This window comes from Mesorhizobium sp. M0491 (genome assembly GCF_040321265.1).
Classification (GTDB): Bacteria; Pseudomonadota; Alphaproteobacteria; order Rhizobiales; family Rhizobiaceae; genus Mesorhizobium.
Genome location: NZ_JAMYRE010000013.1, coordinates 135,625 through 161,573, shown reverse-complemented (window position 1 = coordinate 161,573; position 25,949 = coordinate 135,625). Strand labels below are relative to the sequence as shown.

Annotated in this window: 31 protein-coding genes; 13 read left to right on the top strand and 18 right to left on the bottom strand. The window is 62.9% G+C overall.

Annotation, left to right across the window (positions count from 1 at the left end; all coding sequences use genetic code 11):
• Positions 1-21: 21 nt before the first annotated feature.
• Together NKI69_RS18840 and sppA are read right to left on the bottom strand one after the other, a co-directional pair.
• A complete protein-coding gene (locus tag NKI69_RS18840; RefSeq protein ID WP_006200394.1) occupies positions 22-306 on the bottom strand; it encodes an integration host factor subunit beta in 285 nt (94 codons plus the stop codon).
• A gap of 82 nt (positions 307-388) precedes the next feature.
• Complete coding sequence (sppA, locus tag NKI69_RS18835) at positions 389-1,345, bottom strand: signal peptide peptidase SppA (protein ID WP_023812535.1); 957 nt, start codon at positions 1,343-1,345, stop codon at positions 389-391.
• A gap of 167 nt (positions 1,346-1,512) precedes the next feature.
• Between sppA and NKI69_RS18830 the strand changes: the two genes are divergently transcribed.
• From NKI69_RS18830 to ptsN, 7 genes are all read left to right on the top strand, one after another.
• Positions 1,513-1,707: a hypothetical protein gene (locus NKI69_RS18830; protein WP_127296383.1), complete on the top strand. Its 195-nt coding sequence runs from the start codon at positions 1,513-1,515 to the stop codon at positions 1,705-1,707.
• 336 nt (positions 1,708-2,043) lie between these two features.
• Positions 2,044-2,757: an LPS export ABC transporter periplasmic protein LptC gene (lptC, locus tag NKI69_RS18825; RefSeq protein ID WP_128303210.1), complete on the top strand. Its 714-nt coding sequence runs from the start codon at positions 2,044-2,046 to the stop codon at positions 2,755-2,757.
• Positions 2,744-3,325 carry an LptA/OstA family protein gene (locus NKI69_RS18820; RefSeq protein WP_023812537.1) on the top strand — a complete coding sequence of 194 codons (582 nt, stop codon included), beginning with the start codon at positions 2,744-2,746 and terminating at the stop codon, positions 3,323-3,325. The genes lptC and NKI69_RS18820 overlap by 14 nt, the downstream gene beginning before the upstream one ends.
• A complete protein-coding gene (gene lptB / locus NKI69_RS18815; protein WP_013529586.1) occupies positions 3,325-4,143 on the top strand; it encodes an LPS export ABC transporter ATP-binding protein in 819 nt (272 codons plus the stop codon). Before NKI69_RS18820 ends, lptB begins: the two co-directional genes overlap by 1 nt.
• Positions 4,144-4,467: 324 nt before the next feature.
• Positions 4,468-5,994: an RNA polymerase factor sigma-54 gene (gene rpoN, locus NKI69_RS18810; protein WP_023812538.1), complete on the top strand. Its 1,527-nt coding sequence runs from the start codon at positions 4,468-4,470 to the stop codon at positions 5,992-5,994.
• A 264-nt stretch (positions 5,995-6,258) separates the two neighbouring features.
• Positions 6,259-6,843, top strand: a complete 585-nt coding sequence (gene hpf / locus NKI69_RS18805; protein ID WP_013529588.1) for a ribosome hibernation-promoting factor, HPF/YfiA family — start codon at positions 6,259-6,261, stop codon at positions 6,841-6,843.
• 105 nt (positions 6,844-6,948) lie between these two features.
• On the top strand, positions 6,949-7,413 hold the full coding sequence (gene ptsN / locus NKI69_RS18800; protein WP_013529589.1) for a PTS IIA-like nitrogen regulatory protein PtsN: 465 nt from the start codon (positions 6,949-6,951) through the stop codon (positions 7,411-7,413).
• A gap of 67 nt (positions 7,414-7,480) precedes the next feature.
• Here the strand turns inward: ptsN and NKI69_RS18795 are convergent, their stop codons facing one another.
• Positions 7,481-7,735, bottom strand: a complete 255-nt coding sequence (locus NKI69_RS18795; RefSeq protein WP_023760740.1) for a BQ00720 family protein — start codon at positions 7,733-7,735, stop codon at positions 7,481-7,483.
• Between the two features lie 121 nt (positions 7,736-7,856).
• Positions 7,857-8,282: an Hsp20 family protein gene (locus tag NKI69_RS18790; protein WP_023760739.1), complete on the bottom strand. Its 426-nt coding sequence runs from the start codon at positions 8,280-8,282 to the stop codon at positions 7,857-7,859.
• A 315-nt stretch (positions 8,283-8,597) separates the two neighbouring features.
• On the opposite strand from NKI69_RS18790, the gene NKI69_RS18785 reads away from it, so the two are divergent.
• On the top strand, positions 8,598-9,539 hold the full coding sequence (locus NKI69_RS18785; RefSeq protein WP_023812539.1) for a nucleoside hydrolase: 942 nt from the start codon (positions 8,598-8,600) through the stop codon (positions 9,537-9,539).
• 157 nt (positions 9,540-9,696) lie between these two features.
• On the opposite strand, the gene NKI69_RS18780 is transcribed toward NKI69_RS18785, so the two are convergent.
• The 9 genes from NKI69_RS18780 to NKI69_RS18740 form a co-directional block, all read right to left on the bottom strand.
• The gene (locus NKI69_RS18780; RefSeq protein WP_023812540.1) at positions 9,697-10,311 is read right to left on the bottom strand and encodes a LysE family translocator; all 615 of its coding nucleotides are present in this window, start codon (positions 10,309-10,311) and stop codon (positions 9,697-9,699) included.
• Positions 10,312-10,423: 112 nt separating this feature from the next.
• Positions 10,424-11,872, bottom strand: coding sequence for an amidase (locus NKI69_RS18775; RefSeq protein ID WP_023812541.1), 1,449 nt, complete (start codon positions 11,870-11,872; stop codon positions 10,424-10,426).
• A 1-nt stretch (position 11,873) separates the two neighbouring features.
• Positions 11,874-12,779 carry a ribokinase gene (locus NKI69_RS18770; protein WP_023812542.1) on the bottom strand — a complete coding sequence of 302 codons (906 nt, stop codon included), beginning with the start codon at positions 12,777-12,779 and terminating at the stop codon, positions 11,874-11,876.
• Positions 12,780-12,931: 152 nt separating this feature from the next.
• Complete coding sequence (locus tag NKI69_RS18765; protein ID WP_023812543.1) at positions 12,932-13,414, bottom strand: hypothetical protein; 483 nt, start codon at positions 13,412-13,414, stop codon at positions 12,932-12,934.
• Positions 13,389-13,901, bottom strand: a complete 513-nt coding sequence (locus NKI69_RS18760; protein ID WP_023812544.1) for a hypothetical protein — start codon at positions 13,899-13,901, stop codon at positions 13,389-13,391. Before NKI69_RS18760 ends, NKI69_RS18765 begins: the two co-directional genes overlap by 26 nt.
• A complete protein-coding gene (locus NKI69_RS18755; RefSeq protein ID WP_023812545.1) occupies positions 13,868-14,260 on the bottom strand; it encodes a hypothetical protein in 393 nt (130 codons plus the stop codon). Before NKI69_RS18755 ends, NKI69_RS18760 begins: the two co-directional genes overlap by 34 nt.
• Positions 14,261-14,280: 20 nt before the next feature.
• Positions 14,281-14,751: a hypothetical protein gene (locus tag NKI69_RS18750; RefSeq protein ID WP_352722327.1), complete on the bottom strand. Its 471-nt coding sequence runs from the start codon at positions 14,749-14,751 to the stop codon at positions 14,281-14,283.
• A 220-nt stretch (positions 14,752-14,971) separates the two neighbouring features.
• Positions 14,972-15,847, bottom strand: a complete 876-nt coding sequence (locus NKI69_RS18745) for a methylated-DNA--[protein]-cysteine S-methyltransferase (protein WP_023812547.1) — start codon at positions 15,845-15,847, stop codon at positions 14,972-14,974.
• Between the two features lie 124 nt (positions 15,848-15,971).
• Positions 15,972-16,466, bottom strand: coding sequence for a DUF2244 domain-containing protein (locus tag NKI69_RS18740; RefSeq protein ID WP_023812548.1), 495 nt, complete (start codon positions 16,464-16,466; stop codon positions 15,972-15,974).
• A 22-nt stretch (positions 16,467-16,488) separates the two neighbouring features.
• On the opposite strand from NKI69_RS18740, the gene nth reads away from it, so the two are divergent.
• Positions 16,489-17,313, top strand: a complete 825-nt coding sequence (gene nth / locus NKI69_RS18735) for an endonuclease III (protein WP_023812549.1) — start codon at positions 16,489-16,491, stop codon at positions 17,311-17,313.
• A gap of 1 nt (position 17,314) precedes the next feature.
• Here the strand turns inward: nth and NKI69_RS18730 are convergent, their stop codons facing one another.
• From NKI69_RS18730 to NKI69_RS18715, 4 genes are all read right to left on the bottom strand, one after another.
• Positions 17,315-18,823, bottom strand: a complete 1,509-nt coding sequence (locus NKI69_RS18730; RefSeq protein WP_023812550.1) for a tripartite tricarboxylate transporter permease — start codon at positions 18,821-18,823, stop codon at positions 17,315-17,317.
• A 10-nt stretch (positions 18,824-18,833) separates the two neighbouring features.
• Complete coding sequence (locus tag NKI69_RS18725) at positions 18,834-19,307, bottom strand: tripartite tricarboxylate transporter TctB family protein (protein WP_023812551.1); 474 nt, start codon at positions 19,305-19,307, stop codon at positions 18,834-18,836.
• Between the two features lie 75 nt (positions 19,308-19,382).
• Positions 19,383-20,360: a tripartite tricarboxylate transporter substrate-binding protein gene (locus tag NKI69_RS18720; RefSeq protein ID WP_023812552.1), complete on the bottom strand. Its 978-nt coding sequence runs from the start codon at positions 20,358-20,360 to the stop codon at positions 19,383-19,385.
• A 138-nt stretch (positions 20,361-20,498) separates the two neighbouring features.
• The gene (locus NKI69_RS18715; RefSeq protein WP_023812553.1) at positions 20,499-20,954 is read right to left on the bottom strand and encodes a DUF2214 family protein; all 456 of its coding nucleotides are present in this window, start codon (positions 20,952-20,954) and stop codon (positions 20,499-20,501) included.
• Positions 20,955-21,152: 198 nt separating this feature from the next.
• Here NKI69_RS18715 and NKI69_RS18710 point away from each other — a divergent pair, with 198 nt between their 5' ends.
• Complete coding sequence (locus NKI69_RS18710; protein WP_023812554.1) at positions 21,153-21,686, top strand: GNAT family N-acetyltransferase; 534 nt, start codon at positions 21,153-21,155, stop codon at positions 21,684-21,686.
• 141 nt (positions 21,687-21,827) lie between these two features.
• Here NKI69_RS18710 and NKI69_RS18705 read toward each other — a convergent pair whose 3' ends face one another.
• Positions 21,828-22,598 carry an IclR family transcriptional regulator gene (locus NKI69_RS18705; protein WP_023812555.1) on the bottom strand — a complete coding sequence of 257 codons (771 nt, stop codon included), beginning with the start codon at positions 22,596-22,598 and terminating at the stop codon, positions 21,828-21,830.
• A gap of 183 nt (positions 22,599-22,781) precedes the next feature.
• Here NKI69_RS18705 and NKI69_RS18700 point away from each other — a divergent pair, with 183 nt between their 5' ends.
• From NKI69_RS18700 to NKI69_RS18690, 3 genes are all read left to right on the top strand, one after another.
• Positions 22,782-23,756 (top strand): Bug family tripartite tricarboxylate transporter substrate binding protein, encoded by a 975-nt coding sequence (locus NKI69_RS18700; protein WP_023812556.1) that lies wholly within the window; start codon positions 22,782-22,784, stop codon positions 23,754-23,756.
• 122 nt (positions 23,757-23,878) lie between these two features.
• Entirely contained in the window at positions 23,879-24,415 is a 537-nt protein-coding gene (locus NKI69_RS18695; protein ID WP_023812557.1) for a tripartite tricarboxylate transporter TctB family protein, read from the top strand.
• 4 nt (positions 24,416-24,419) lie between these two features.
• Positions 24,420-25,943, top strand: a complete 1,524-nt coding sequence (locus NKI69_RS18690) for a tripartite tricarboxylate transporter permease (protein ID WP_023812558.1) — start codon at positions 24,420-24,422, stop codon at positions 25,941-25,943.
• Positions 25,944-25,949 lie beyond the last annotated feature (6 nt).

Genomic DNA, 25,949 nt, shown 5'->3' with positions numbered 1-25,949 from the left:
CGTCAGGCGCTGACGTCGCGCCTACTTGCCGCCGTTCAGCCTTTCACGCAGTTCCTTACCAGTCTTGAAGAACGGCACCCATTTCTCCTCGACCTCGACGGATTCGCCTGTGCGCGGATTGCGGCCGGTGCGGGCGGGACGATTTTTCACCGAAAAAGCGCCGAAGCCACGCAACTCGACCCGGTTGCCTTCGGCAAGGGCGTCGGTGATTTCATCGAAGATGGCGCCGACGATGTTTTCGACGTCGCGCAGGAAAAGATGCGGATTGCGCGTGGCAATAATCTGCACAAGTTCGGACTTGATCATGAGACGGGTCCCCGTGAAAGCAGTGCGGTCAAAATTATGAGGATGATTTTATTTGCTTTTTTCACTTGCCCCAAACGGCGTCTCAAGGGTGCCAGACGGAAACGAGACCGTCAAGAAACAAGCGGTCGGCTCCGAGTTCATGGATGACGTCGCCGCTGTAGGCGGGCAGGCCGAGCGCACTGCCGATGGTTTGCGCCATCGCTTTCGAGAACAGGAAGCTGCCGCGCCGTTCGGTATCCTTCCACTCGACGACCTTGAGCTTGGCATCGACGCCCTTGGTGGCCAGCCAGTCGACCGCTACGGCCTCGCCGCCGACGGCGTCGATCAGCCCGTTGGCAACGCCTTGGCGCCCGGTGAATATCGAGCCGTCGGCAAGCGCCAGCGCTTGTTCGCGGGTCATCTTGCGGCGTTCGGCGACGATGTCGACGAACCAGTTGTAACTGTCGAGGATGAGTTTGCGAACCATGGCGCGCTCGTCGTCATTGGTCGGCTTGAAGGGAGAGGGCGCGGCTTTCAGCGGCGAGGATTTCACCTCCTCCAGCTTGACGCCGAGCTTGTCCATCAGGCCGCTGACGTCGGGATACTGGATCAGCACGCCGATCGAGCCGACGATCGAGGTCTTGCGGGCAACGATGTGATCGGCGGCACTGGCGATCATATAGCCCGCCGATGCGGCGAGCGTGCCGACTTCCGCCACCACCGGCTTGTCGGCGGCCAGCTTGCGCACTTCTTCATAGATCGATTCACCGCCAACGGTGGTGCCGCCAGGCGAATCGATCGACAGGATCACCCCTTTCACCTTCGATGAAAGACGGATGGTTTCCAGGCGCTTGATCAGTTCCTCGTCCTCGGTGATCGTGCCTTCGATCTTGACCTTGGCAATATGGTCGACCGTCGAGCCGCCGAAATCGTCGCCATAGAACCAGGTTGAAAGCGCAATCACCCCAAGGGCTACGATGCCTATGGCGACAACGCGCCAGAATGTCAGCTTGCGCCGCAAACGGCGGCGGTCGATCAGGTCGTCGGCTCTCAGTGCCATGGTCAGCCTTTCAGTCGGCGGAAGGGGACGCTTTTAGACCATGATCCTCTCATCGGGAAGCAGTTCTCTTTCCGGCAGTGTCTCAGTCTGAAGTTTGCGCAAACGGCTAATCCTTTGGCCGAGTTGCGCAAACGCCCTATATACCGGCAAAAGGCATAGGAGATTTCATGATCGCCAAACACACAACCGCCGAAGATATGGCTCGAACTGTAGGCGTCGACCCGAACACATTCCGCCAAGCGTTGCGTAATGTGAAGCACCCTCGGAAACGCAACACTGATTGGGAAGTGAAAATTGGCAGCCCATCGTATTCGGGAATGCGCACCGTTCTTGTTGGTCTCATACAGAGGAAGGCGGCCTGACGCCGACCGGATCTAAAGCCAAAAGCGTCCCGCCGACGTGATCGGCAACGCCGCATACACGATCGGCCAGGCTGGCCAGGCGGGGCATCCGACATCTCCCCTCACGTTTTTGGGCAATTACCGCGAGGTCGGGCGGCGAGACAGGCGCTGATAAATTTTACGCCGCGTGTCTGTTTCTGCTATGGAGAACACGCAGTTGTGCGGACTTCGTTTTCGTCTGTACAAAGGCGGTTGTCACACTTTTGCAGTTTTCGTGGGCTTGTGCTTGCTTGAAAGCGCCGGCGTCCCACCTATAGGCGGTGCTCAAGGGCGGGCAGGGTTAGAAGAAAGCAGTGAATGTTAGCGCGACCTATTGAACCAACCAACGCCGAGGCGGTGTTGGCTCCCCCGGCGGACGGCCGGACGCGCGGCGATGCTTTCGACCGTGCACAGCGTCATTCGCGCCGCGTGCGCGTTCTCAAATTTGCCGTGCCAGTGGCCGCGGCACTGATAGCGGTCGCTTTCCCGGTCTATTCCTATCTCGCCGCACCCGTCGCCGTGAAGGTTCAGGCGGAAGGCACTGCCTTTTCCAACGGCAAGCTGGTGATGGCCAATCCCAAGCTCAACGGTTTCACCAAGCAGAAGCAGCCTTATTCGATGACGGCGTTGCGTGCCATTCAGGATGTCAGCACGCAAGGTATCATCGAGCTGGAAGGCATCGACGCCAAGGTGCCGATCGCGCCCGACAATGTGGCGGCGGTCAAGGCCTCGCACGGCACCTACGATCGCGACGGCAATACGATGAACCTGACCAGCGACGTGACGATCACCACGACCGACGGCATGCAGGCCAAGTTCAAATCGGTCTTCCTCGACATGGGCAAAGGCACTATGAAGACGGGAGATCCCGTCGATGTCAGCCGTGGCGGGTCACGGATCACGGCGGATACGATGTCGGTCCAGGACAATGGCAAGGTTCTGGTTTTCGAGAACAAAGTGCGCGTCAACATCGATTCCGCCGCCTTGAAGGCGGCACAGGGAAACAGCGGAGAAACCAATGCGGCTCAGTAGTTCGACGCGGCTCGCGGCTGCAACTTCAGCGTTGCTGCTGCTCGGACTCGTGCCGTCATGGGCGCAGACGACCAGTCAATCAGGCCTCAAACTGTCCGGCGACAAGCCGATCCAGATCGAGAGCGACAAGCTGGAAGTCCGCCAGGCCGACAGTGTCGCCATCTTCACGGGCAATGTCAGCGTCGTCCAGGGGCCGACATTGATGAAGGCCGGCAAGATGACGGTCTACTACGTCAAGGACCCCAACGCCGCTGCCAAGGGCACGGAGGCCGCGGGTGCGGCGATGACGGGCTCGGCCAACATCGATCACCTGGAGATCTCCGACAAGGTTTACATCAAGTCGGATGCGCAGGTCGCGACCGGCGATCAAGGCAGCTTCGATATGAAGAGCCAGGTGCTGGTGCTTTCGGGCAAAAAGGTCGTTCTGTCGCAAAACGACAATGTTCTGGTGGGCTGCAAGCTTACGGTGCAGATGAAAAGCGGACTGGCTCAGGTGGATCCATGTGCTGGGCAACGCGTCCAGATGTCGATCACGCCGCCGCCGAAATCGGGAGCGACGAACCCCTGATGGCCAGCCTGTCGTCGTTGACGGCGCGTCTTCCGGGACGGGCCGCCGGCAAGCTTTCGGCGCCGGCCACGGTGACCGTCGATGCGGGAAAGTTCAAGGGAACCCTGATCGCCAAGGGGCTGACCAAGAGCTACAAGGGCCGCAAGGTCGTCAGCGGCGTCACCATCGGCGTGCGCGCCGGCGAGGCCGTTGGACTGCTCGGCCCCAACGGCGCCGGCAAGACGACCTGTTTCTACATGGTTACCGGCCTCGTGCCGGTGGATGAAGGCACGATCGAGATCGACGGCTTCGACGTCACGTCGATGCCGATGTACCGTCGCGCACGCCTCGGCATCGGCTATCTGCCGCAGGAAGCGTCGATTTTCCGTGGGCTCAATGTCGAGCAGAATATCCGCGCGGTGCTGGAAGTGGTCGAAAAGGACCGCAAGGTGCGCGAGCGCAATCTCGACGAACTGCTCGAGGAATTCCACATCAGCCATCTGCGCAAGGCGCCATCCATGTCGCTTTCGGGCGGCGAGCGGCGACGCCTGGAAATCGCGCGAGCGCTGGCGACGCGTCCGGCCTACATGCTGCTCGACGAGCCTTTCGCCGGCATCGATCCGATCGCTGTCGCCGATATCCAGCAACTGGTGCGCCACCTGACAGCGCGCGGCATCGGCGTCCTCATCACAGATCATAATGTGCGCGAAACGCTCGGCCTGATCGACCGCGCCTACATCATCCATGCCGGCCAGGTGCTGACCCATGGCAGGGCCGACGAAGTGGTGGCAAACCCGGATGTGCGGCGACTTTACCTCGGCGAGGGTTTTACGCTCTGAACGGTTCGTCGTTTCGCGGAAAACGCCAATCCGCTCCGTCTTTTCGTCTTGACGCAATTCCCAAGGGAAAGCGCTATGCGCTTTTCCGGGAAAACCGTTTCACACTTTTCCTGGAATTGCTCTGAGCGTGAAATTTGTTTCCTGACACGATTTTTGCGGTTCGCGCGGCGCTTTTTTCTCGATTTTGCTCCGGGATAACGCTCCGGTAAGCGCGTTTTGCTACCAATTGCCTTGACAAGCAAAAGCCGGGCCAGTTTTTATGGCCGGCTGCAAAATTCTTGCCCGGAAGTCGGGATGCGTAGACGAGGCGTTTGAAACCGAACCATGGCGTTGGCGGCCAAACTACAGCTACGACAATCGCAGTCGCTGGTGATGACGCCGCAGCTGATGCAGTCGATTCGGCTGCTGCAGTTCACCCATGTCGAGCTTGAGCATTTCATCGACGAGGAAATCGAGCGCAACCCGCTGCTGGAACGCGCCGAGCCGCAGGACGATGCCGCCAGCGACCAGGCGCAGAAGATCGAGGCGGAGCCGCAAGCCACCGCCGAAGGCGACTGGTTCGAAAACGAGACGCAGTGGAGCGCCGAGGCGATCTCGGACAAGCTCGACACGTCGCTGGAAAACCTGTTTCCCGACGACCCGGGCACCAGCGAGCGGCTCGGTCCCGACCTGACGGCACAATGGAAGTCGGCTTCGGGCAATGGCGCGGGTTCCTCATCCGAGTGGTTTGATGCGGGCGATATGGCGGCCGCGACGATCACGCTGCGCGACCATGTCGGTGAACAGGTGGCGCTAGCCTTCGCCGATCCGGCTGCACGGCTGATCGCCGCCGAACTCGCCGACGGCCTTGACGAGACCGGCTATCTGCGTGCCGACCTGGCCGAGATCGCCGCTCGTCTCGGTGCGGATGCCGCTGCCGTGGCGAAGGTGCTGGCGGTGTGTCAGACCTTCGAGCCGGCCGGCCTGTTTGCCCGCGACCTAGCCGAATGCCTGTCGCTGCAACTTGCGGTGCGCAACCGGCTCGATCCGGCGATGAAGGCGCTGGTCGCCAATCTCGAACTCCTGGCACGGCGTGATTTTCACGCATTGAAACGGATCTGCGGTGTCGACGAGGAGGATCTGCTCGACATGCTGGCGGAGATCCGGGCGCTCGATCCCCGGCCGGGCATGGCGTTTTCGGGCGGCGCCAGCGACGCGATCGTCGCCGATGTCGAGGTGCGCGCGGCCAATGACGGCAGCTGGACGGTCGAACTCAATGCCGAAACGCTGCCGCGGGTTTTGGTCGACCATATCTATTTCGCCCAGGTCTCACCGCAGGCCAAGAACCAGGCGGAAAAGGATTTTCTGGCCGAATGCCTGCAGAACGCCAACTGGCTGACGCGCAGCCTCGACCAGCGGGCAAAGACCATCCTCAAGGTCGCCTCGGAAATCGTTCGCCAGCAGGATGCCTTCCTCGTCCATGGCGTGCGGCAGCTGAAGCCGCTCAATCTGCGCACGGTGGCCGACGCCATCGGCATGCACGAATCGACGGTCAGCCGGGTCACAGCCAACAAATACATGCTGACGCCGCGCGGCGTGTTCGAGCTCCGGTATTTCTTCACCGCCTCGATCGCCGCCTCGGGCGGCGGCGATGCGCATTCCTCGGAAGCCGTGCGTGACCGCATCAAGCAGTTGATCGACGAGGAAAAACCCGTCGACGTGCTTTCCGACGACGCAATCGTCGACATGTTGCGTGAAAGTGGCGTCGACATTGCAAGGCGTACGGTCGCCAAGTACCGGGAAGGCATGAATATCCCCTCTTCGGTGCAGCGCCGACGCGAGAAACGGGCGATGGCCAGCGCCGGGCGCTGAGCGGGTCGATTTTCCACAGGCCGGCACTTCATTGACAAGCCGCGGTGAAGTGGCTAGAAGCCCGCCCGCATGAGACGGGCTAGATGCCCGCATGCGGATGGTCCGTCACGACGTTGGCCTCGGGACGGTCAAAGGGCGGCTTGTGATCAACCGGAAAGTTTGGATTTAAAATCGGCGCAAGTGACGCCGCAAAGCTTGTGCGCACGGATCACGAGTATAAACTCTGGCCAGTTTGAAGCCTGAGCAAGGAAGGTCAGTTTTCAGATGAATCTGCGCATATCGGGAAAACACATGGACATCGGCGATGCGTTTCGGACACGCATCAATGATCGCGTCGGCGAAGCGATCGGCAAATATTTCGATCGCGGCTTTGCCGGACATGTCACGGTCATCAAATCGGGCTCGCGCTATTCGGCGGACTGCATGATCCGGCTGGATTCCGGCGCTTCGCTGCAGGCCACCGGCGATGCCCAGGATCCGACGCTTGCCTTCGAGGCGGCGGCGGACCGTCTGGAAACCCGCCTGAGGCGCTACAAGCGCCGGCTGAAATCGCACAATTCGGGCGCCGCCAACGGCCAGCCGACCGACATAGCCTACACGGTGATGGCGCCGCTTGCCGATGACGACGAGGACATTCCGGAGAATTTCGCGCCGGCCATCGTCGCCGAATCAACCATGACGCTGAAGACCATGTCGGTGGCGTCGGCGGTCATCGAGCTCGACACCAAGGACAGCCCGGTCTTTGTCTTCCGCAATGCGGGAACCGACCATCTCAACATCGTCTATCGCCGACCCGATGGAAATATCGGCTGGATCGACCCGTCGACGACCAAGGTCGCGCAAGCGTGACGACAAAGGTCGCACGGACGTGACGACCACGGTCGCACTGGGATAAGAGCCGGCCGCACGAGGGGTGGGGACTGGTGACGGCAGGCGAACAAGGGATTTTCAAGCATGGATCTGAGCGATCTTATCAACGTTCCGGCGATACTGCCGGCGTTGAAGGCGAACTCCAAGAAGCAGCTGCTGCAATTGCTGTCCGAACGGGCAGCGGCGATTTCCGGCATTCCGGAGCGGGAGGTGTTCGACACCATCCTGCAGCGTGAGCGGCTGGGTTCGACCGGCGTCGGCAACGGCATCGCCATTCCGCACGGCAAGCTGGCCGGCGTGAAGCGCATCGCAGGTGTTTTCGCCCGGCTGGAGACGCCTGTCGATTTCGAATCGCTGGATGATCAGCCCGTCGATCTCGTGTTTCTGCTATTGGCGCCGGAAGGGGCGGGCGCCGACCACCTCAAGGCACTGTCGCGCATCGCGCGGGTGCTGCGCGATGCCGACACGGTGGCCAAGATCAGGGGTACGCGCGACGCCGCCGCTATCCACGCGCTTTTGTCGGACACCCAGGCTTCGCACGCGGCCTGAATTTCGAGAATGATATCGCCACAGGGCCGCCATGGGCGGCCCTTTTCCGTTTCAGCCGGAATCGCTGTCAGTGAATGGCGACGGTGGTCAGGTCGTTTTCCATGGCGCCGGCCAGAGCGCGGTCACGCGCATCGGAAAGCAGGATCGGCTGACCATTGGCGGCAAACAGCGCCCACAGTTCCATGCCGGGGGCGATTTCGCCGAGATTGGGGAAACGGCCGAGCAATTCGTCGCTCGAGACCTTTCTGAGATAAGCGACCGAGCCTTCGCCGAGATGAGCGAATTCGCCATTGGTCATGGTGATGTTTTCAGTTCTGGTCATTTCAAAGCCTCCTTGGCGCGAGGACGCCGCTCAAGGCCATCCCGCATGAGAGCCATTCAATTTGCTGCATCGTGCTTTCGAAAAATCGGTGCCGATTTTCCGGCCGATGCAGTGGTAACGATCAGTCTTTCACCGATATGTTTATTTTCCGTACCAGCCGTTCGGACTCCGGCCGATCGAGGTCGATCGACAAAAGACCGTTCTTCAACTCCGCCGCGATCACCCGCATGCCGTCGGCCAGCACGAAACAGCGCTGGAACTGGCGCGCGGCGATGCCGCGATGAAGAAATTCGCGCTCGGTGTCGTCGGTCTGACGGCCGCGCACGACCAGCTGGTTTTCCTCCGTGGTGACATCGAGATCGCTTTCGGCGAAACCGGCGACCGCCAATGTAATGCGCAACCTTTCGGTCTTGCCGTCGGCGCCGCTGAGGCGTTCGATGTTGTAGGGAGGGTAGCTGTCGCCGGATTTCGCCAAGCGTTCCAGGGTCTTTTCCATGGCGTCGAAACCAAGGAGAAGCGGGCTGGAAAAGGGCGTCATTCGGCTCATGTTACACTGTCCTCTCAAGAGCGACATAAAGTGGAAAAACCCAGATGGCATTTTTCCCGATGGCCTTGATATGGTCCGCCCCGCGACCAAGTTCAAGCCGTCAACAGACCCGCCCAAAAAGACCAGGCGTGGACTCACAGGAATGACCGACATGGCGCTTGAAACGGCGAGCAGATGCAAGGAGAAGCGCGCAGGTCGGGGATTGTCTTCCCCGGTCGAGCGGTTCGGCGTGGCAGCTCGCGGCCGCTTCGGCGTCATTTGGATGCTTCGATCGGATCGGTTCAAGCCCACGACCTCGCCAAACAAGGAATTGAAATGCCCCAGTCACGCAAGATCATCATCGACACGGATCCCGGTCAGGATGATGCCGTCGCCATATTGCTGGCGCTCGGCAGCTCCGAACTGGAGATCGTCGGCATATCAGCCGTTGCCGGAAACGTGCCGCTGAAGCTTACCGAAAAGAATGCCCGCAAGATCTGCGAGTTGGCTGGCCGTCCGGACATCAAGGTCTATGCCGGCGCCATCCGGCCCCTGATGCGCGAATTGGTCACCGCCGAGGAAGTGCATGGCAAGACCGGTCTCAACGGACCGCAACTGCCCGAACCGACGATGAAGCTGCAGGACCAGTACGCGGTCGATTTCATCGTCCAGACGCTGATGAGCGAAGAAAGCGGCACGATCACGCTTTGCGCGCTCGGCCCGCTCACCAACATTGCGCTGGCGCTGATCCGCGAGCCGCGCATCGCACCACGCATCAAGGAAATCGTGCTGATGGGCGGCGGCTTCTTCGAAGGCGGCAACGTCACCCCGACCGCCGAATTCAACATCTACGTCGATCCGCAGGCCGCCGATGTCGTGCTCAAATCCGGCATCCCGATCGTGATGATGCCCCTCGATGTCACCCATAAGGCGCTGACCACTGCCAAGCGCACGCAAACCTTCCGCACGCTCGGCACCAAGGTCGGCACCGCCACCGCCGAGATGCTGGAGTTCTTCGAGCGCTTTGACGAGGAGAAATACGGCACCGACGGCGGCCCGCTGCACGACCCTTGCGTCATCGCCTATCTGTTGAAGCCGGACCTGTTCAAGGGCCGCAACTGCAACGTCAGCGTGGAAACGGCCTCCGAGCTCACCATGGGCATGACCGTGATCGACTGGTGGGGCGTCACCAAACGGCCGAAGAACGCCATGGTGATGCGCGACATCGACCATGACGGCTTTTTCGCGTTGCTGGTGGAGAGGCTGGGGCGGCTGTAGGTTCTTCCTTCTCCCCGTTCACGGGGAGAAGGTGCCGGCAGGCGGATGAGGGGCGGCACAAACGTTAATATTTTGTCTGCAGACCCGGCGTTGCCCCTCACCCGATCGCTTCGCGACCACGCTCTCCCCATAAACGGGGCGAGGGAAGAGGCACACCTTACTTCGCCTTTGAAAACGCCAGCCAAAGGCCGCCGCCGACCATGAAGCTGCCGCTGATCCTCGACAGAAGTTTTATGCGCCCGGCCGACAACAGGCGCCCGGCGCGGCCGGCGGCCAGCGCATAGGTCGAATCCGAGAAGGCGGCGAAGATCATGGCGGTGAGGCCCATGACGGCGATCTGCAGCGAGTAGTTGCCTTGCGGCGAAATGAACTGCGGAAAGAAGGCGCCGAAGAAAATCAGCGTCTTGGGATTGCTGAGCGCCACCAGCAGGCCCTGCAGGAAGAAGCCGCCGCGCGGCTTTCTCGCCGTTCCATCGGCATTCAGCGTGCCCTTGGAACGGAACATCTGCACGCCCATCCAGATCAGATAGGCGGCGCCGATCAGCCTGACCCATTCGAACCAGTGGCCCATGCCTGCGATCAGCGTGTTGAGGCCGATGCCGACGATGGCGATCATCACGGCAAGCCCGGCCTGCGTGCCGGCGACATTGGCGAGGCCGGCGCGGGAACCATGGCGAATGCTGTTGGCGATGATCAGCGTGACCGTCGGGCCCGGCACCAGGATGATGACGACGCAAGCGAGCACATAAGCGGCGTAGAGTTCCAGCGACATGGTTTTTCCCCAAGAATGCCGCCGATGCGGCGCAACCGATGATAATCATGCATAGCAGCGCAGCCGGTGCAAGCCGTTACGCGGCGCCCTGCGACACGCCAGTCCGCCCGATTCAGGCGCCGGCCGGCCAGGGCAGCGTTGCCTCATAGGCGGCCGCCGCCTTCAGCACGGCGAGGTCGCCGCGTGGCCGCCCGATCAGTTGCATGCCCATCGGCCTACCCTTGTCGTCGAAGCCGACCGGCACGTTGACTGCCGGGCAGCCGCCCAAGGTCGCGAAGGCGGAAACCTGCATCCAGCGGTGATAGCTGTCCATTGCGCGTCCGGCGACCTCACGGGGCCAATGTGTGCCCATGTCGAAGGGGAAGACCTGCGCCGTCGGCAGCGCAATCAGGTCATAGCGGTCGAAGATCGACAGCAGCATGCGATGCCACGATGTACGGGTCACGGAGGCGGCGCGGATCTGCGGCGCCGTCAGCCGCATTGCGTTCTCCACTTCCCAGATGGCTTCCGGCTTGAGCAGACCGCGCTTCGCGGGATCGTCATAGTGGGTTTTGAGCGCACAGCCGCTGCTGGCCTGGCGCAGCGTCACGAAGGCCTGCCACAGCGCTTCGAAATCGAAATCCGGCAGCAGGGGTTCGGTCGTGAAGGACGCTTCCGCAAAGCGGCCAAGTGCCGCCTCGCACAGGCCGAGAATGCCTGTTTCAACCGGCAGATGACCGCGGAGGTCACCGAGCCAGGCGATGCGGCCACCAGTTGCCGGTATTCCAAGCCCTTCGAGGAACGAGCCGGGTTTCTCGTAGGACAATGGCGCGTGCGGGTGGTAACCGGCCTGCACATCGAGCAGCAGTGCCATGTCACGGACGTTGCGGCCCATCGGTCCGTCGACGCCCATCTGCGCATGGAAGACTTCAAAATCGGGTCCGCCGGGAACAAGTCCTTGCGACGGGCGGAAGCCAAAAACATTGTTCCAGGCGGCCGGGTTGCGCAGCGAGCCGCCGAAGTCGCTGCCATCGGCGACGGGCACCATGTCGAGCGCCAGGGCCACCGCCGCGCCGCCGCTCGAGCCGCCGGCGGTCAGGGCCGGATCGAAGGCGTTCAGCGTCGGCCCGAACACGGCGTTGTAGGTGTTGGAACCAAGCCCGAATTCGGGGACGTTGGTTTTGCCGATGATGATGGCGCCGGCATTGCGGATGCGCTCGACGAAGAAATCGTCTTCCTGCGGCACGAAATCGGCGAAGATCGGCGAGCCGAAGGAGGTCTTGAGGCCCGTGGTCGAGGCGAGATCCTTGATGGCGATGGGGAGGCCGAAGAGCGGGCCGGTTTTGGCTCGTGCTGGGCTGGCATTGGCCGCATCGGCTTCGCGCAGGATATCGGCGCGATCGCGCAAGGAGACGATGGCGTTGACCAGCGGATTGACCGCCTCGATGCGGTCGAGGAATGCCGCCACCACCTCGCGCACGGAAAGCTCTCTCTCCCGGATCGCGCCGGCGAGTTCGACCGCGGACAGGCGGCAGATGTCGCCTGCCGGCGGCACGGCATGTTTCGTTTGAGGGCGCAGCATTTTAACGGGTTTCCTGCAGCGCCTGATCGACGTCTTTGGCGAGCGGGATCGCCGGTTGGGCGCCAGGCTTCAGGCAGGCCAGCGAGCCGGCCGCGCCGGCGCGCGCCAGCGCCTGTTCGAGCGTGAGGCCCGACGACAGGCTGGCGGCGAAATAGCCGCAGAACGTATCGCCGGCCCCGACCGTGTCGACAGGGGTGATCTTGCGTGCCGTAACGGTGAGGAAATCACTCGGTGTCGCCGCCATCACGCCGTCGCCGCCGAGCGTGACGACGACGGTGCGGCCGGTCTTTCCGGCAAAGTCGCGCATGCGGGCCGCCCGGTCGCGGCCTTGCAGCGACAGCGCTTCGCCATAGAGGTCGAACTCGGTTTCGTTGGCGACGACATAGTCGGCCTTGTCGAGAAAGCCGGCTGCCTGCCCCTGGAAAGGGGCGGTGTTGAGCACGGTGATGGCGCTGGCCGCCCTTGCCTGGTCGAGGGCGGCATCGACGGTGGCCAGCGGAATCTCATTTTGCAGCAGCACGACGTCGCCTTTTTTCAGAAAGGCCTTGGAGAGATCGCCGGGCACTACGGAAGCGTTGGCGCCCGGCACCACGGCGATGATGTTCTCGCCGTCGTCGGCGACCATGATCAGTGCCGTGCCGGTCGAGGCGTGAGTCTCGGCAACGCCGGACAGGTCGACCTTGCCGTCGCGCAGCAATGCCAGTGCCTCGGCGGCGAAGCTGTCCCTGCCGACGGCGCCGACCATGCGCACCGAGGCGCCGGCGCGTGCGGCGGCCAGCGCCTGGTTGGCGCCCTTGCCCCCGGGCGCGGTGGTGAAGGCCGAGCCGCCTACCGTCTCGCCGGGGCTAGGCAAGCGGTCGACCTTGGCAATAAGGTCGAGGTTGATCGAACCGATGACGATAATCAAGCAAGGCCTCCTGGCAACGCAAATTCAAATGTCGGAGCATCCTTGTGCGTCCAAGCGAACCCAGGTCGTTCCGATTGCGCGGAAGCTAACCTGTAAGGCCGCGGCTTGCCAGACCACGCGCATGGTCCAGCCCGATTTGGGGTGTCGTGGCCTTATTCGCAGCGCAGGGTGACCGTGCCCTGATAGTTGCCGGCGGGAAAGATACCGCTCGACCTGGTGGCGGTGAGGTCGACCTGCATCGTGTGGGTGCCGTTGGCAACCCTCTGCGGCACACTTCCGTTGACATCGGCCCCCGAGCCATCGAGGCGGAAGACCGAAGCGAAGGTCACGTTGGTGCCGCCGCCGCTCGGCGCGGACGAGAATGCGGCAGGCGCCGGCGCCGAAACCGAATAGCAGTCAAGCAAATTAAGTATCGAGCACAACAGGGAGCTTGCCACCACGGTGGCGCTGGCGCTCGATCCGCCTGCCTGTTTGGAGCCCAGTATGCTGATGGCGGGATTGGCCTTCATCGTTCCGGACGCCCCGACCATGATGGTGCAGGTGCCGATGATCGCCGCCTGCACCGGAAGGCAGGAACCGGCAAGTGCTGCCATCGCAAGCAGCGCGCGACTACTGCTTCTTCTTTTTCTTGCCATCACCACTTCCGGTCCTGATGCTCCAGCCTTCGTTGGCCCACCCCGGTGACGCGGCCGTAGAAGTGCTGGCAGCCACGCTCGCCGTCTGGCCGTCGGCGCCGAGGCCCATTTTGAGGAGCTTCAGTTCCAACTGCAGGCGCTCGACCTCAAGCTCATAGAGACGGCTGCAATCGACGCGCTTCGGCGTGCGCCCGATCGGGATCACCACCCGACCATAGGTGGCAACGCTGTTGTCCGACTGGCTGTTGCCTCTGATAACGCCGAGATCGACATAAGCGCCGGAACCGGAGACGGCGGAACGGCAAGTGGTACCGTCCGCGGCATGGACCTCGTCCTGGCCCTGGGGCAAGGTGACGCCGGGCAGGTTGAAGCCGCTCTCATTCTGGTTAAGGTTATAGACGTCCTCGGCCCCGGCCGGCGACGCACCCGCCCAAGCAGCCGCGAGCGCCAGTGTCAGGACTTGCGGCGCCCAAAAAACTTTCCGCATATCTGTGCCCTTATCTGCGTCTGTTGATTGGGAAAGGGGATGCTTTCGGTACAGATACGCACTTTACGCTCGGCAGCGCCGTCAAAAGGCACAACCACAAGGACAGAACGGGAGGCCTGGGAAGCCAGCTGGAATATATCTGGAGAGATTCTGGCATCTACCGGCTGAAAATCCTGATCGTAGACATGGATTTCGACCCGGATCTTCCGGTCGTAGGGATTGGCGGGGAAGACGCGAACCGCGAAGACGTCGGTGAAGCTGTTGATCTCGCCACGCATCGGCGACATCGACTGGGCCTTGGCGGCAATGGGCGCCAATCCGACGGCCAGTGCCGTCGCCAGGATTCGAGCATGTTTCACGACCCCCTCCTTCGCTCGCGTCATTCGCAGCGCAGCGTTACCGTTGCCTGATAATTGCCGTTGGCGAAGCGACTGCTGCCGCCCTTGGTGCCGGCGAGGTGGACCGAAACGAGGTCGGCGCCGGGGGTGGTGATGCTGCTTGCCGAGCCGGTCTCACCGATGGCATGCGCGCCGGCGGCTGAGTAGGTGGGCGTCCAGGTCGTCGACGTGCTGTCTGCCGATGGCACCGTCATGGTGGTGACCGGGTCGACACTCAGCGACACACCTCCGGTCGTCGTCAGCGTCACGGTTCCAGCCGAGCCGCCGCTGTTGTGCGAACTGAGGGACTGGAGATCGGGGCTGGCCGTCATCGTGCCGTTGGTGGCAACGACAAGTGTGCAGGTGGGCGCGATCGTACCATTGAATAGGACATTCTGCGTCGTGGCCAGCGCGGCCTCGTCGATGCTGGCAACCAGCAGAGCTGCGCCGCAGACGGCGCGAAACAACGTCATCGGGACCTCCTATCAAGCCGGATCGTCCGGATTAACATGGGGTATCATCACTTTATCGTGGTTAATTTAGAGTTACCTAAAATAAAGGCTCGAAATAACAATTACAGAAACCGGAGGTTGTCCTCGGTTGCAAAGGCGAAAACCACAGTGGAAATCGCGCTTATACTTAATAACGCCGACATACCCATGGTTTTCTTCCTAATATCGAAAAAAATCGATATTACGATACCTGTCCGGCTTCCCAGCCCAGAATGGCGCGCTTGCGGGTCAGGCCCCAGTGATAGCCGGTGAGGTCGCCTGATTTACCGATGGCGCGGTGACAAGGCACCACGAAAGAGAGCGGATTGGCGCCGTTGGCCGCACCGACCGCACGGCTGGCGGACGGTGCGCCGATGCTGGCCGCAATCGAGGAATAGGTGCGGGCCTTACCCATCGGGATCTTGAGCAGCGCCTCCCAGACGCGAACCTGGAAGTCGGTGCCGATCATGACGACATGCAGCGGCTGGTCGGGGCGCCACAGCGCCGGGTCGAAGATACGGGCGGCATAGGGGCCGGTAGCAATCATGTCCTCGACATAAATGGCGTTCGGCCAGCGGCTGGACATGTCGGCGAAGGCGGCGCGTTCCTCGCCGGGGTCGCTGAAGGCGAGGCCGGCGAGTCCGCGCTCGGTGGCCATGATCAGGGCGGTGCCGAACGGCGAGGAATGGAAGCCGTAGCGGATGATGAGCCCGGCGCCGCGTGTCTTGTAGTCGCCCGGCGACATCGCCTCATGCGTGACGAACAGGTCATGCAGCCGGCCCGGGCCGGACATGCCCAGTTCAAACGAGGTCTCGAGCAGCGGCATGCCGGAATCGAGCAGCCTGCGCGCATGGTCCAGTGTCACCGCCTGCAGGAAGGCCTTGGGCGACAGGCCGGCCCAGCGGGTGAAGAGTTTTTGCAAGCCGGTTGGCGTCTCGCCGACCTCCTCGGCCAGTTCTTCAAGGGAAGGCTGATCACGATAGTCGAGACTGATCTTCTCGATGGCACGGCGCACGATTTCGTAGTCGCTGCCTTCAGGCGTGATGTCCTTTTTGAGGACCGCGGTGTGTGTGCTCATGGAACTGTCTCCTTGAGCCGGAATATCGCCCCTCGGGGCGTCGATCGCCACCCGAAACTTGCTTTCTTGCGGCGCATACCCAGATGGACACAGGATTCGAGCCCTGGAGTCGCTCGTGGCTGGCTCAGCGTGCCTTGGCGGTCGCCAGCGCCCGCGAAAAGGCGGTGGCAAAACTCTCGCGGGAATCGGGGTCCAGGAAGGATCCGATCGGCACGTTCTGCCCTTGGCCTTCCACCGTCATCCCTGTGATGCCGATCTCGGCGTGACGGGCCACCGAAAACCGCGCCCAGAACGGATTGAAGCGATGCGCTTCCGATTTCCCCGAGGGGGCTGTCTTGCGGATGTCGAGGCTGGTGCGCGAGACCGAGACTTCTTCGCGGGCACGAGCGGCACGATAGTTGATGCGAAAGGCGATGTAGACGGCGGCCACGTCGAGGCCGAAGAAGCCGAACACCGGCCAGGCGCCGCGCGACAGGAAAAACGCGCCTGTCACAAGCCAGCCGAACAGCAGCGCACCGATCAGGACGAAGAATCCTGTCCGGCCCAGAGACCGGTGCGGGGTGAGTAGCGCCTGAAAGAATGGCTCGTCGGCCTGAAACGAGGCGTTTGTGTCGCTCATGAGGGGATATTATAGGAGGGAAATGGCAAGCCCCAAGTCCAAAGATTCTTCCCTGTCCAAAAAAGAGCTGTTGCCCGCACGAAGCGATGGGTCGAACGCCAAGCCGCGTCCGCGGCCGGTGCGAAGCGCGTCACGCTACAGCCCGGCCGAAGTGAACGAGATATTCCGGCGCTTTTCCGTCCAGCGGCCCGAGCCGAAGGGCGAGCTCGAACATGTCAACGCCTTCACGCTGCTGGTCGCGGTGGTGCTGTCGGCGCAAGCGACGGATGCCGGCGTCAACAAGGCGACGCGGGCGCTGTTCAAGGCCGCCGATACGCCGCACAAGATGCTGGCGCTGGGGGAGGCAAGGGTCGGCGAATATATCCGCACCATCGGGCTGTGGCGCAACAAGGCGAAGAATGTGATTGCGCTGTCGCAGGCGCTGATCCGCGACCATGGCGGCGAGGTACCCGACAGTCGCGATGAATTGGTCAAGCTGCCCGGGGTCGGGCGCAAGACCGCCAATGTCGTGCTCAACATGGCCTTCGGCCAGCACACGATGGCGGTCGACACGCACATTCTCCGCATAGGCAACCGGCTCGGGCTGGCGCCCGGCAAGACACCGGAACAGGTCGAGCAGGGATTGTTGAAGATCATTCCGGACGAATATATGCGCCATGCACATCACTGGCTGATCCTGCATGGCCGCTACGTCTGCAAGGCGCGCAAGCCGGATTGCCCGGCCTGCGTCATCGCCGACATCTGCAAGGCCGAGGTCAAGACGACCGATGTGCCAGCACCGCTGGTGCCGATCGCACCGCTCGATCCTGTCGAAGAGATCCAGGACCGAAGCGGAACGACGACGTAGTTCAACTCTCCTCCACAAACACCTCTTCGCGCTTTTTCTTGACCGCCGGCAGGAAGACGATGACGAGCACGGCGAGCGCGATGAGCAGCAGGCCGGCGCTGATCGGTCTCGTCACGAAGGTGCTTGGGTCGCCGCGCGAGAGGATCATGGCGCGGCGCAGGTTTTCCTCGAGCAGCGGGCCGAGCACGAAGCCGAGCAGCAGCGGTGCCGGTTCGCAGCGCAGCTTGGTCAGGAGGTAGCCGAGGAAGCCGAAGAAGGCGACGGCGTAGAGGTCGTAGACGTTGCTGTTGACGCTGTAGACGCCGATCGAGCAGAACGCCATGATGATCGGGAAAAGCACGTAGTAGGGGATCGTCAGCAGCTTCACCCAAAGCCCGATCAGCGGCAGGTTGAGGATGATCAGCATCAGATTGCCGATCCACATCGAGGCGATGATGCCCCAGAACAGCGCCGGCTGTTCGGTCGCGACATTGGGGCCGGGCACGATGCCCTGGATGATCATGGCGCCGATCATCAGCGCCATGACCGGGTTGGCTGGAATGCCGAGCGTCAGCATCGGGATGAAGGAGGTCTGCGCACCGGCATTGTTGGCCGATTCCGGTCCGGCGACGCCTTCGATGGCGCCCTTGCCGAACTCCTGCGGGTTTTTCGAGACGCGTTTTTCGACCGTGTAGGACGCAAAAGCTGCCAGGATCGCGCCGCCTCCCGGCAGGATGCCGAGCGCCGAACCGATGATTGTTCCGCGCACGATGGGCGCTGCCATGCGCCGAAAGTCCTCACGGGTCGGCATAAGGCCGGTGACCTTGCGGATCATCACGGAACGCTCATCCTCGTTTTCGAGGTTGCGCAGGATCTCGGCGACGCCAAAGACGCCGACCGCCACCGCAACGAAATTCAATCCGTCGGCATATTCCCGGATTCCAAGCGTGAAGCGCGGCGTGCCGGTGTAGATGTCGGTGCCGACAATGCCGAGCAGCAGGCCGAGCACGACCATGGCCAGCGCCTTGACGATAGAGCCGTGGGCGAGCGCGACGGACGAAACCAAGCCGACGATCATCAGCGAAAAATACTCGGCCGCGCCGAATTTCAGCGCGATCGCCGTCAGCGGCGGGGCAAAGATGGCGACGAGGAACGTCGACACCGTGCCGGCAAAGAACGAGCCGATGGCCGCGATCGCGAGGGCCGCTCCGGCGCGGCCGTTCCTGGCCATCTGGTAGCCGTCGATCGCGGTGACGGCGGACGAGGATTCGCCCGGCATGTTGATGAGAATGGCGGTGGTCGAGCCGCCATATTGGGCACCGTAATAGATGCCGGCGAGCATGATGAGGGAGGAAACCGGGTCGCCGATCTGGAAGGTGATCGGCAAAAGCATGGCGATGGTCGCGGTGGCGCCGATGCCGGGCAGGACGCCGATCAGCGTGCCGAGAAGGACGCCGATCAGGCAGAAACCGAGGTTGGTCAGCGACGTCGCCGTCGAAAAACCGAGCGCGAGGTTGTCGAGCAGATCCATGCTCATCGCCTCACGACACCAACCATGGGGCCAGCCACGGGCCGAAGCGGCGGAACGGCAGGCCGAGCGCGTAGCTGAAGACGAGGTACGCAAACAATGTCAGGCCGGCCGACAGCACGAGCGCGGTCAACGGCTTCATGCGGCGGCTGGCAAACGACGCGATCAACGCCGTCAGGAAGATCGACGGGATGAAGCCGAGGCCGCGCACCGTCAGGCCGAAGAAGATCGGAGCAGGCAGGATGAGCAGCATGCCGCGCCACGCGATATGCCCGATCGCTTCGCCCTCGACGCGTACGGCCTGGACGAGAATGACGGCGCCAAGCAGGATCAGCACGATCGCCAGGACCAGCGGAAAATAGCCTGGACCCATGCGCAACGCGGTGCCGATTTCGAGGCCGAGCGATTGCAGCGCGAACCATGCGCCGAAACCGATGAACAGGGCGGCGCACAGGCCGTTGGCCCTGTCGATCGCGAAAGGTTTCATGATGGTTCTCCCAAGCCCGCAGTGGGTAGCGGATGCCAAGCGAATAGGGGCGCTGGTGGCGCCCCTATTCAAACCTCAGTCGGCGTACTGGCCGGCGGCTTCGATGATCGGCTTCCAGCGCGCGATCTCGCTTTCCAGCTTGGCCTTCAGTGCGGCGGGCGTCGCATCGGCCTCGGGCGACGGCTTGGTGCCGAGTTCGGCGAAGCGGGCGACGACGTTCTGGTCCTTCAGCGCGACCTGCAGCGATTTCGACAGGCGTTCGGTGATCCCGGCCGGCGTGCCCTTGGGTGCATAGAGACCGTGCCAGATGCCGACCTGCACTTCGGGAAGGCCGCCTTCCACCGTCGTGGGCACGTCTTTCAGCACATCAAGGCGCTCCGGCGAGGTGACGGCATAGGCCTTGATGGTGCCGCCCTGAATCTGCTTGGTGGTGTTGGTCGTCTGGTCGCACATGATGTCGACCTGGCCGCCGAGGAGATCGGTCATGGCCGGGCCGGTGCCCTTGTAGGGTACGGTGACCAGCGGCGTCTTGATGGCGCTCATGAACAGCATGCCGCATAGATGCGAGGCCGCACCGATGCCTGCATTGGCGACGGTTATGGAATCCTTGTTGGCCTTGGCGTACTCCACCAACCCCTTGAGGTCGGTCGGCTCCAGGTCCTTGCGGCCGACGATGGTCATCGGCACCTCGGTGACGAGGCCGACATATTCGAAGGCGTTCAGCGTGTCGTAGGCGAGCTTTCTGTACAGTGTCGCACTTGTCGCCATGCCGATATGATGGAGCAGCAGCGTATAGCCGTCAGGCTCGGCGTTGGCGACGCGGCCGGCACCCAGCGTGCCGCCGGCACCGCCGACATTTTCGACGATGACCTGCTGGCCGAGATCCTTCGACATCGCTTCGGCGACGAGGCGCGTGACCGTGTCGGTCGGGCCGCCGGCCGCAAACGGCACCACAACGGTGATGGTGCGTTCGGGATAGGTCTGCGCGCCGGCAGTGAACCCATAAAGCGTGACGGCCGCGGCAGCAGCCAGAGTGGCGACAAATCTTCTCATCGTGATCTCCTCCCAGTGTATCAATCTCCAACCGCTGCGCGGGGTCCCTCTCAGCACCGCCTGCGGATGAAGCAACAACTAGCGCAAGCTAGCAGATTGCAACCGGAGGCAAACGGCAAACTGCTGATCAGCCCTATCCTAGTAGCCGTAGCCGCGCGCCATCGCCGCCGCGAAGACCGGGATGAGCAGGAAGATGAAAGCTTCGGCTCGGATGTAGGTCTTCACGGACGCAAGCTCGGCCGCCGGCACCTGGAACGAGGCATTGCCGCTCGCCTGCCTGTTCCAGGATATGAAGCGGACGGTTGGGATGATCGACAGCAGGCCGACAGCGCCGAACGCCGCTATCTTGGCCCAGAACACCCAGTTGTAGACGTAGAATTCCCAGCCCTTGAGGCCATAGAAGACGCGGCCGATGCCGACGACGATGATCAGCGCGGCGATGACGCCGTAATGGCGGTCGATGCCGGCGAGCCTCTTGAGCGTCGCAGCACCCAGATCGCCGCGGATCAGGACGAATTCGGCGCCGATGATTCCCGCCAGCGAAAACACCAGCAGATGATGGAAGATCGCAAGCGCAAGATCGGCGGTGTCCATGCTCTTTCCCTGGGTTTGACGGCGCCAATGCGCGCTTGAAAGTCGCGCCGGCAGGTGTTGAAATCGGCCTGCGGTGAAAAATAACACCGTCTCGCAAAATTCCCATAGCGGCGCCTGGATGATGGGCCGTGTTGCCCTGGCCCCTTGCGCCGCATCGGCGATTTGCTAATCGCTGGCGATCCGTGCGAGGCAGATCCCATGAACAATCCACAAGCGACCAGCGCTCCTGTCATCGAAACGAAGCGAACCATCCTGCGGGCACACCGGCTGGACGATTTCGACGCCTATGCCGCGATGTGGACCGATCCAGTGGTCACCCGTTTCATCGGGGGCAAGCCGCGCACGCGCGAAGAGAGCTGGATGCGCTTCCTGCGTCACGCCGGCCTGTGGTCGCTGCTCGGCTATGGCTTCTGGGCGATCGAGGAGAAGGCGACCGGGCGCTTCATCGGCGAGGCCGGGTTTCACGATCTGAAGCGCGACATGGAACCATCGATCGAAGGCATTCCCGAGGCCGGGTGGGCGCTGGTTCCGGCCGTGCACGGGGCGGGCTTCGCCACCGAGGTGGTTGCCCGCGTCCTGGCGTGGGGCGAAGCGATTTTCGGGCGCGAGAAGACCGTCTGCATCATCGATCCGGAAAACGGCGCTTCGCTGAGGGTGGCTGCCAAGTGCGGTTACCGGGAAGTGGTGAAGACCACCTATCATGACACTCCGACCGTCCTGCTGGCGCGGTGACCTGAGCGGCGAGGCTGCCCGCTGCCGGCGCCGGCATGATGGCGCCTGTCGCCAGCAATAATGACAGGCGGGCCCCGCCAAGAACCGCCGTGTGGTTCTGGTCAAATTGACCCTGAGCGAGCCTTCCAACCAGGACGCATTCTACGGCATGGCGTCCGCTGCCAGGCTTGCCCGCTCCAGCATGGAGGCGTCCTCGCCGAAGGCGCGGGTGGCGCGGGCCGCCGCCTCGAGCAGCGGACGCTTCATGCGCTGCAGAAATGCCGCGTCGACGCGCGTGCTGGGCCCAGCCAGAGTCAAGGCGCCGAGCAGGACGCCTCCCGGGCCGAACACCGGCGCCGACACGCCCCCCGTCTCGGGGTCCCGGTCGCCCACGGCGAGGCAGTTGCAGGTCTTGCGGATGGTCTCGTAGGGTTCGCCCTGCTGGCCCGAAAACGCTGCGAGCACGCGGCCGCCCGAGCCGAGCAGCAAAGGCAATACGTCGCCTTCGCGTATCGTGTAGCGGATCGGGTGCTTGGATTCGACGCGGTAGAGACAGGTGCGGACATCGCCCGAGCGAACATAGAAGGCAACGCTCTCCCAGCTTCGCTCGGAAAGATCGCGCATGATCGGCAGCAGGATATCGACCGCCACGACCGAACGCTGGTAGAGCGCACCGAGCCGAAAGGTCGCGGGTCCGACGCGGTAGCGCCCATTGTCGAGGCGCTCGAGCAATCGTCCGCGCAAAAGGGAATTCGCAAGCCGCAGGATGGTGCTCTTGTAGAGGCCGGTGCGCGCCGCGATTTCGGCCAGGCTGAGCGACCGGTCATCCGTGGTGAAGGCATCGAGGATGGCAATGGCCCGATCAAGCGCGGCAACACCGTCCGCCGAGGTGCGATCTATTTCCCCATTTGCCGATTTGCTTGGCGAGTCCATGGCGGTTCCAGTTTGAAGAAAGCCGAGCACGCGACTCTGTCGCGCCGCCAAATCGTTCTGTCCAGTAGAATATCGTTTCCGTTGACAGAACTCCGTAACATCTGCTTGAAATCGATGACGGGTCTGGATGCAGGCGCGTTTTGGCGGGCACCGGAGGAGGTGTCGTGATTTGGAGGAATCCCCATGCTGAACAGACGCAGATTTTTGATGAGCACCGCAGCCGTGGGTGCCGGGCTGATGACGTCGCATCTTTCTCCCGCTTTCGCCGAAGGCGCGCCCCAGATACAGCTCTTCGTGCCTGCCGCACCCGGTGGTGGCTGGGACCAGACGGCGCGCACGATCGACCAGGTGCTGCGCAGTGAAAAGCTCATCTCGGGTTCGCAGATCACCAATGTCGGCGGCGCCGGCGGCACTGTCGGGCTGCCGCAATTCATCAGCCAGTGGACCGGCAAAGGCAATTCCCTGATGGTTGCCGGCATGGTCATGGTTGGCGCCATCATTGCCAACAAGGCCGCGAACAATCTGACGCAAGTCACCCCGATCGCCCGCCTCACCGGCGAGTTCGAGGCCTTGGTCGTGCCGGCGGAGTCGCCGTTCAAGACGGCCGCTGATTTCGTCGCCGCGCTCAAGGCCGATCCGACAAAAGTTCCCGTCGCCGGCGGCTCCGCCGGCGGTTCGGATCACATCCTGTTCGGCTTGATTGCCAAGACGGTCGGCGTGCCGGCGACAAACCTGTCCTACGTGCCGTTCGCCGGCGGCGGTGAGGCATTGTCGGCGCTGCTCGGCAACCAGGTCGCGGCCGGCATCTCCGGCTTTGGCGAGTTCTCCGAGCAGGTCAAGGCGGGCGCGCTGCGGCTGCTCGCCATCTCGGCAGACAAGCGCCAGGACGGCATCGATGCGCCGACGCTGAAGGAGGCCGGCATCGATGTCGAGCTGTTCAACTGGCGCGGCGTCTTCGCACCGCCGGGCATTTCCGACGCCGACAAGGCGGCGATGGTCACAATGATCGAGACCATGGCCAAGAGCGATGCATGGGCAACCGAGTGCAAAAACCGCAACTGGACGCCCATCCTTTTGACTGGCGACGACTACGCAAAATTCCTCACCGAGGACACGGCCCGCATCACCGCGATCCTCAAGGATCTCGGCCTCGCCTGATGTCTTCAGGGGGCGGTTAGAGTGCCGCCCCCTTCCCATCTCGCCTGCCGCATGGACATATGATGCGGCGAAACTGCGGATGCGGTCGGCTGGAGGATGCCGGCCACCTTGGGAGGACACCGATGAGCACCAGCGACCCTCAGGCGGCGGCGCCGCGCCTTGCCATGCCCGAATTGTTGATCGGCGTCGGGCTTCTCGCCTGCGCCGGGGCCGTAGCCTGGCAGACCTTGGCGATCCCGGTGTCGCCGCTCTATTCCAAGGTCGGGCCGACCGTCTTTCCCTATATCACCATGACCGGCATGATCGTGCTTTCGCTGCTGCTCATCCTCGCAGCGCTGCGCGGCGGCTGGCAGCCGGAGGAAGAAAAGGAAACGCCGACCGACTGGAAGGCGATGGGCATCGTCGTTATCGGGCTGGTGGCAAACCTGGTGCTGATCCAGCCGCTCGGCTTTACCGCCGCCTCGGTCATTATGTTCGTTCTGGTCTGCTACGGCTTCGGCAGCAAGCGCACACTGCGTGACGCAGTGCTCGGCCTGATCCTGGCGCTGGCCGCCTATTTCGGCTTCGCCAGGGCGCTTGGCGTCAACATCGGTGCCGGTTTCATCGAGAACCAGCTGAACACGGTCATCGATGCGTTCATCACCGTGTTGAGGGGCTGACGCCATGGAAACGCTCGGACATCTCGCACATGGCTTCTCGGTCGCCTTCACCCCGGTCAACCTTCTGTGGTGCCTGCTTGGCACCACGCTTGGCACCGCCATCGGCGTGCTGCCCGGTCTTGGGCCGGCGCTGACCATCGCGCTGCTTTTGCCGATCACCTATCAGGTGGCGCCGGAGGCATCCTTCATCCTGTTCGCCGGCATCTACTACGGCGCCATGTACGGCGGTTCGACGACGTCGATCCTGCTCAACACGCCCGGCGAAAGCGCCACCATCGTCACTGCGTTGGAAGGCAACAGGATGGCGCGTTCCGGCCGTGGCGGTGCGGCGCTCGCCACGTCGGCGATCGGCTCGTTCGTCGCTGGCACGATCGGCACGATGGGCGTTGCCTTCCTGGCGCCGGTGGTGGTCAAATTCGCGCTGGCCTTCGGTCCGGCCGAATATTTCTCGCTGATGGTGCTGGCCTTCATCACCGTTTCGGCGGTGCTCGGCTCGTCGTCGGTGCGCGGCCTGACCAGCCTGTTCGCCGGCTTCGTCATCGGCATGATCGGCGTCGACCTGCAGACCGGCCAGCCGCGCTTCACCTTCGGCACGAACGAACTGCTCGATGGCGTCGATGTCATCATTGCCGCGGTCGGCCTGTTTGCCGTCGGCGAGACGCTCTACATGGCCTCGCGCCGCTATGCAGGCAAGGACGAGATCGTGCCGCTGAAGGGCTCGCTCTACATGACGGCGGCCGAATGGGGGCGTTCGTGGAAGCCGTGGCTGCGCGGCGCTGCTATCGGCTTCCCGATCGGCGCCATGCCGGCCGGCGGCGCCGAGATCCCGACATTCCTGTCCTACGCCATCGAAAAGAAGCTGTCGAAGCACAAGGAGGAGTTCGGCACGGTCGGCGCCATCGAAGGCGTCGCCGGCCCGGAAGCCGCCAACAATGCGTCTGCAGCCGGCGTGCTGGTGCCGATGCTGACGCTCGGCCTGCCAACGTCGGCGACGGCGGCGATCATGCTGTCGGCCTTCCAGAGCTACGGCATCAATCCCGGACCGCTGCTACTCACGACCCAGGGCGATCTCGTCTGGGGGCTGATCGCCAGCCTGTTCATCGCCAACGTCATCCTGGTCATCCTCAACCTGCCGTTGATCGGGCTGTGGGTGCGGTTGCTGAAAATCCCGGCGCCGCAGCTTTATGCCGGCATCCTGGTGTTCGCGACGGTCGGCACCTATGGTATTTCGCAGTCGCCCATCGACCTCGTCATCCTCTATCTGCTGGGAGCGGCCGGTTTCCTGATGCGGCGGTTCGATTTCCCGACCGCGCCTGTCATTATCGGCATGATCCTTGGGCCGCTCGCCGAAACCCAGTTCCGCCGGGCGATGACCATCTCGAATGGCGACTGGTCGGTGTTCTACACCCACAAGCTGTCGCTGACGCTGCTGACGCTCGCCTTCATCGGCCTCGCCGGCCCGCATATCTGGGCCTTCATCGAGCATCGGCGTCGGCGCGGACCGGAGCATGTGCCCGGCGATGCCTGATCGATC

Coding starts and splice junctions, on each gene's coding strand:
- NKI69_RS18705 (WP_023812555.1), bottom strand. CDS start 22,598: ATGGACTCGCCAAGCAAATCGGCAAATGGGGAAATAGATCGCACCTCG.
- lptB (WP_013529586.1), top strand. CDS start 3,325: ATGGCCAGCCTGTCGTCGTTGACGGCGCGTCTTCCGGGACGGGCCGCC.
- hpf (WP_013529588.1), top strand. CDS start 6,259: ATGAATCTGCGCATATCGGGAAAACACATGGACATCGGCGATGCGTTT.
- NKI69_RS18695 (WP_023812557.1), top strand. CDS start 23,879: ATGAGCACCAGCGACCCTCAGGCGGCGGCGCCGCGCCTTGCCATGCCC.
- ptsN (WP_013529589.1), top strand. CDS start 6,949: ATGGATCTGAGCGATCTTATCAACGTTCCGGCGATACTGCCGGCGTTG.
- NKI69_RS18830 (WP_127296383.1), top strand. CDS start 1,513: ATGATCGCCAAACACACAACCGCCGAAGATATGGCTCGAACTGTAGGC.
- NKI69_RS18745 (WP_023812547.1), bottom strand. CDS start 15,847: ATGAGCACACACACCGCGGTCCTCAAAAAGGACATCACGCCTGAAGGC.
- lptC (WP_128303210.1), top strand. CDS start 2,044: ATGTTAGCGCGACCTATTGAACCAACCAACGCCGAGGCGGTGTTGGCT.
- NKI69_RS18690 (WP_023812558.1), top strand. CDS start 24,420: ATGGAAACGCTCGGACATCTCGCACATGGCTTCTCGGTCGCCTTCACC.
- NKI69_RS18720 (WP_023812552.1), bottom strand. CDS start 20,360: ATGAGAAGATTTGTCGCCACTCTGGCTGCTGCCGCGGCCGTCACGCTT.
- NKI69_RS18760 (WP_023812544.1), bottom strand. CDS start 13,901: ATGCGGAAAGTTTTTTGGGCGCCGCAAGTCCTGACACTGGCGCTCGCG.
- nth (WP_023812549.1), top strand. CDS start 16,489: ATGGCAAGCCCCAAGTCCAAAGATTCTTCCCTGTCCAAAAAAGAGCTG.
- NKI69_RS18840 (WP_006200394.1), bottom strand. CDS start 306: ATGATCAAGTCCGAACTTGTGCAGATTATTGCCACGCGCAATCCGCAT.
- NKI69_RS18785 (WP_023812539.1), top strand. CDS start 8,598: ATGCCCCAGTCACGCAAGATCATCATCGACACGGATCCCGGTCAGGAT.
- NKI69_RS18740 (WP_023812548.1), bottom strand. CDS start 16,466: ATGAGCGACACAAACGCCTCGTTTCAGGCCGACGAGCCATTCTTTCAG.
- NKI69_RS18715 (WP_023812553.1), bottom strand. CDS start 20,954: ATGGACACCGCCGATCTTGCGCTTGCGATCTTCCATCATCTGCTGGTG.
- sppA (WP_023812535.1), bottom strand. CDS start 1,345: ATGGCACTGAGAGCCGACGACCTGATCGACCGCCGCCGTTTGCGGCGC.
- NKI69_RS18700 (WP_023812556.1), top strand. CDS start 22,782: ATGCTGAACAGACGCAGATTTTTGATGAGCACCGCAGCCGTGGGTGCC.
- NKI69_RS18725 (WP_023812551.1), bottom strand. CDS start 19,307: ATGAAACCTTTCGCGATCGACAGGGCCAACGGCCTGTGCGCCGCCCTG.
- NKI69_RS18795 (WP_023760740.1), bottom strand. CDS start 7,735: ATGACCAGAACTGAAAACATCACCATGACCAATGGCGAATTCGCTCAT.
- NKI69_RS18790 (WP_023760739.1), bottom strand. CDS start 8,282: ATGAGCCGAATGACGCCCTTTTCCAGCCCGCTTCTCCTTGGTTTCGAC.
- NKI69_RS18775 (WP_023812541.1), bottom strand. CDS start 11,872: ATGCTGCGCCCTCAAACGAAACATGCCGTGCCGCCGGCAGGCGACATC.
- NKI69_RS18750 (WP_352722327.1), bottom strand. CDS start 14,751: ATGACGTTGTTTCGCGCCGTCTGCGGCGCAGCTCTGCTGGTTGCCAGC.
- NKI69_RS18710 (WP_023812554.1), top strand. CDS start 21,153: ATGAACAATCCACAAGCGACCAGCGCTCCTGTCATCGAAACGAAGCGA.
- NKI69_RS18780 (WP_023812540.1), bottom strand. CDS start 10,311: ATGTCGCTGGAACTCTACGCCGCTTATGTGCTCGCTTGCGTCGTCATC.
- NKI69_RS18765 (WP_023812543.1), bottom strand. CDS start 13,414: ATGGCAAGAAAAAGAAGAAGCAGTAGTCGCGCGCTGCTTGCGATGGCA.
- NKI69_RS18730 (WP_023812550.1), bottom strand. CDS start 18,823: ATGGATCTGCTCGACAACCTCGCGCTCGGTTTTTCGACGGCGACGTCG.
- rpoN (WP_023812538.1), top strand. CDS start 4,468: ATGGCGTTGGCGGCCAAACTACAGCTACGACAATCGCAGTCGCTGGTG.
- NKI69_RS18820 (WP_023812537.1), top strand. CDS start 2,744: ATGCGGCTCAGTAGTTCGACGCGGCTCGCGGCTGCAACTTCAGCGTTG.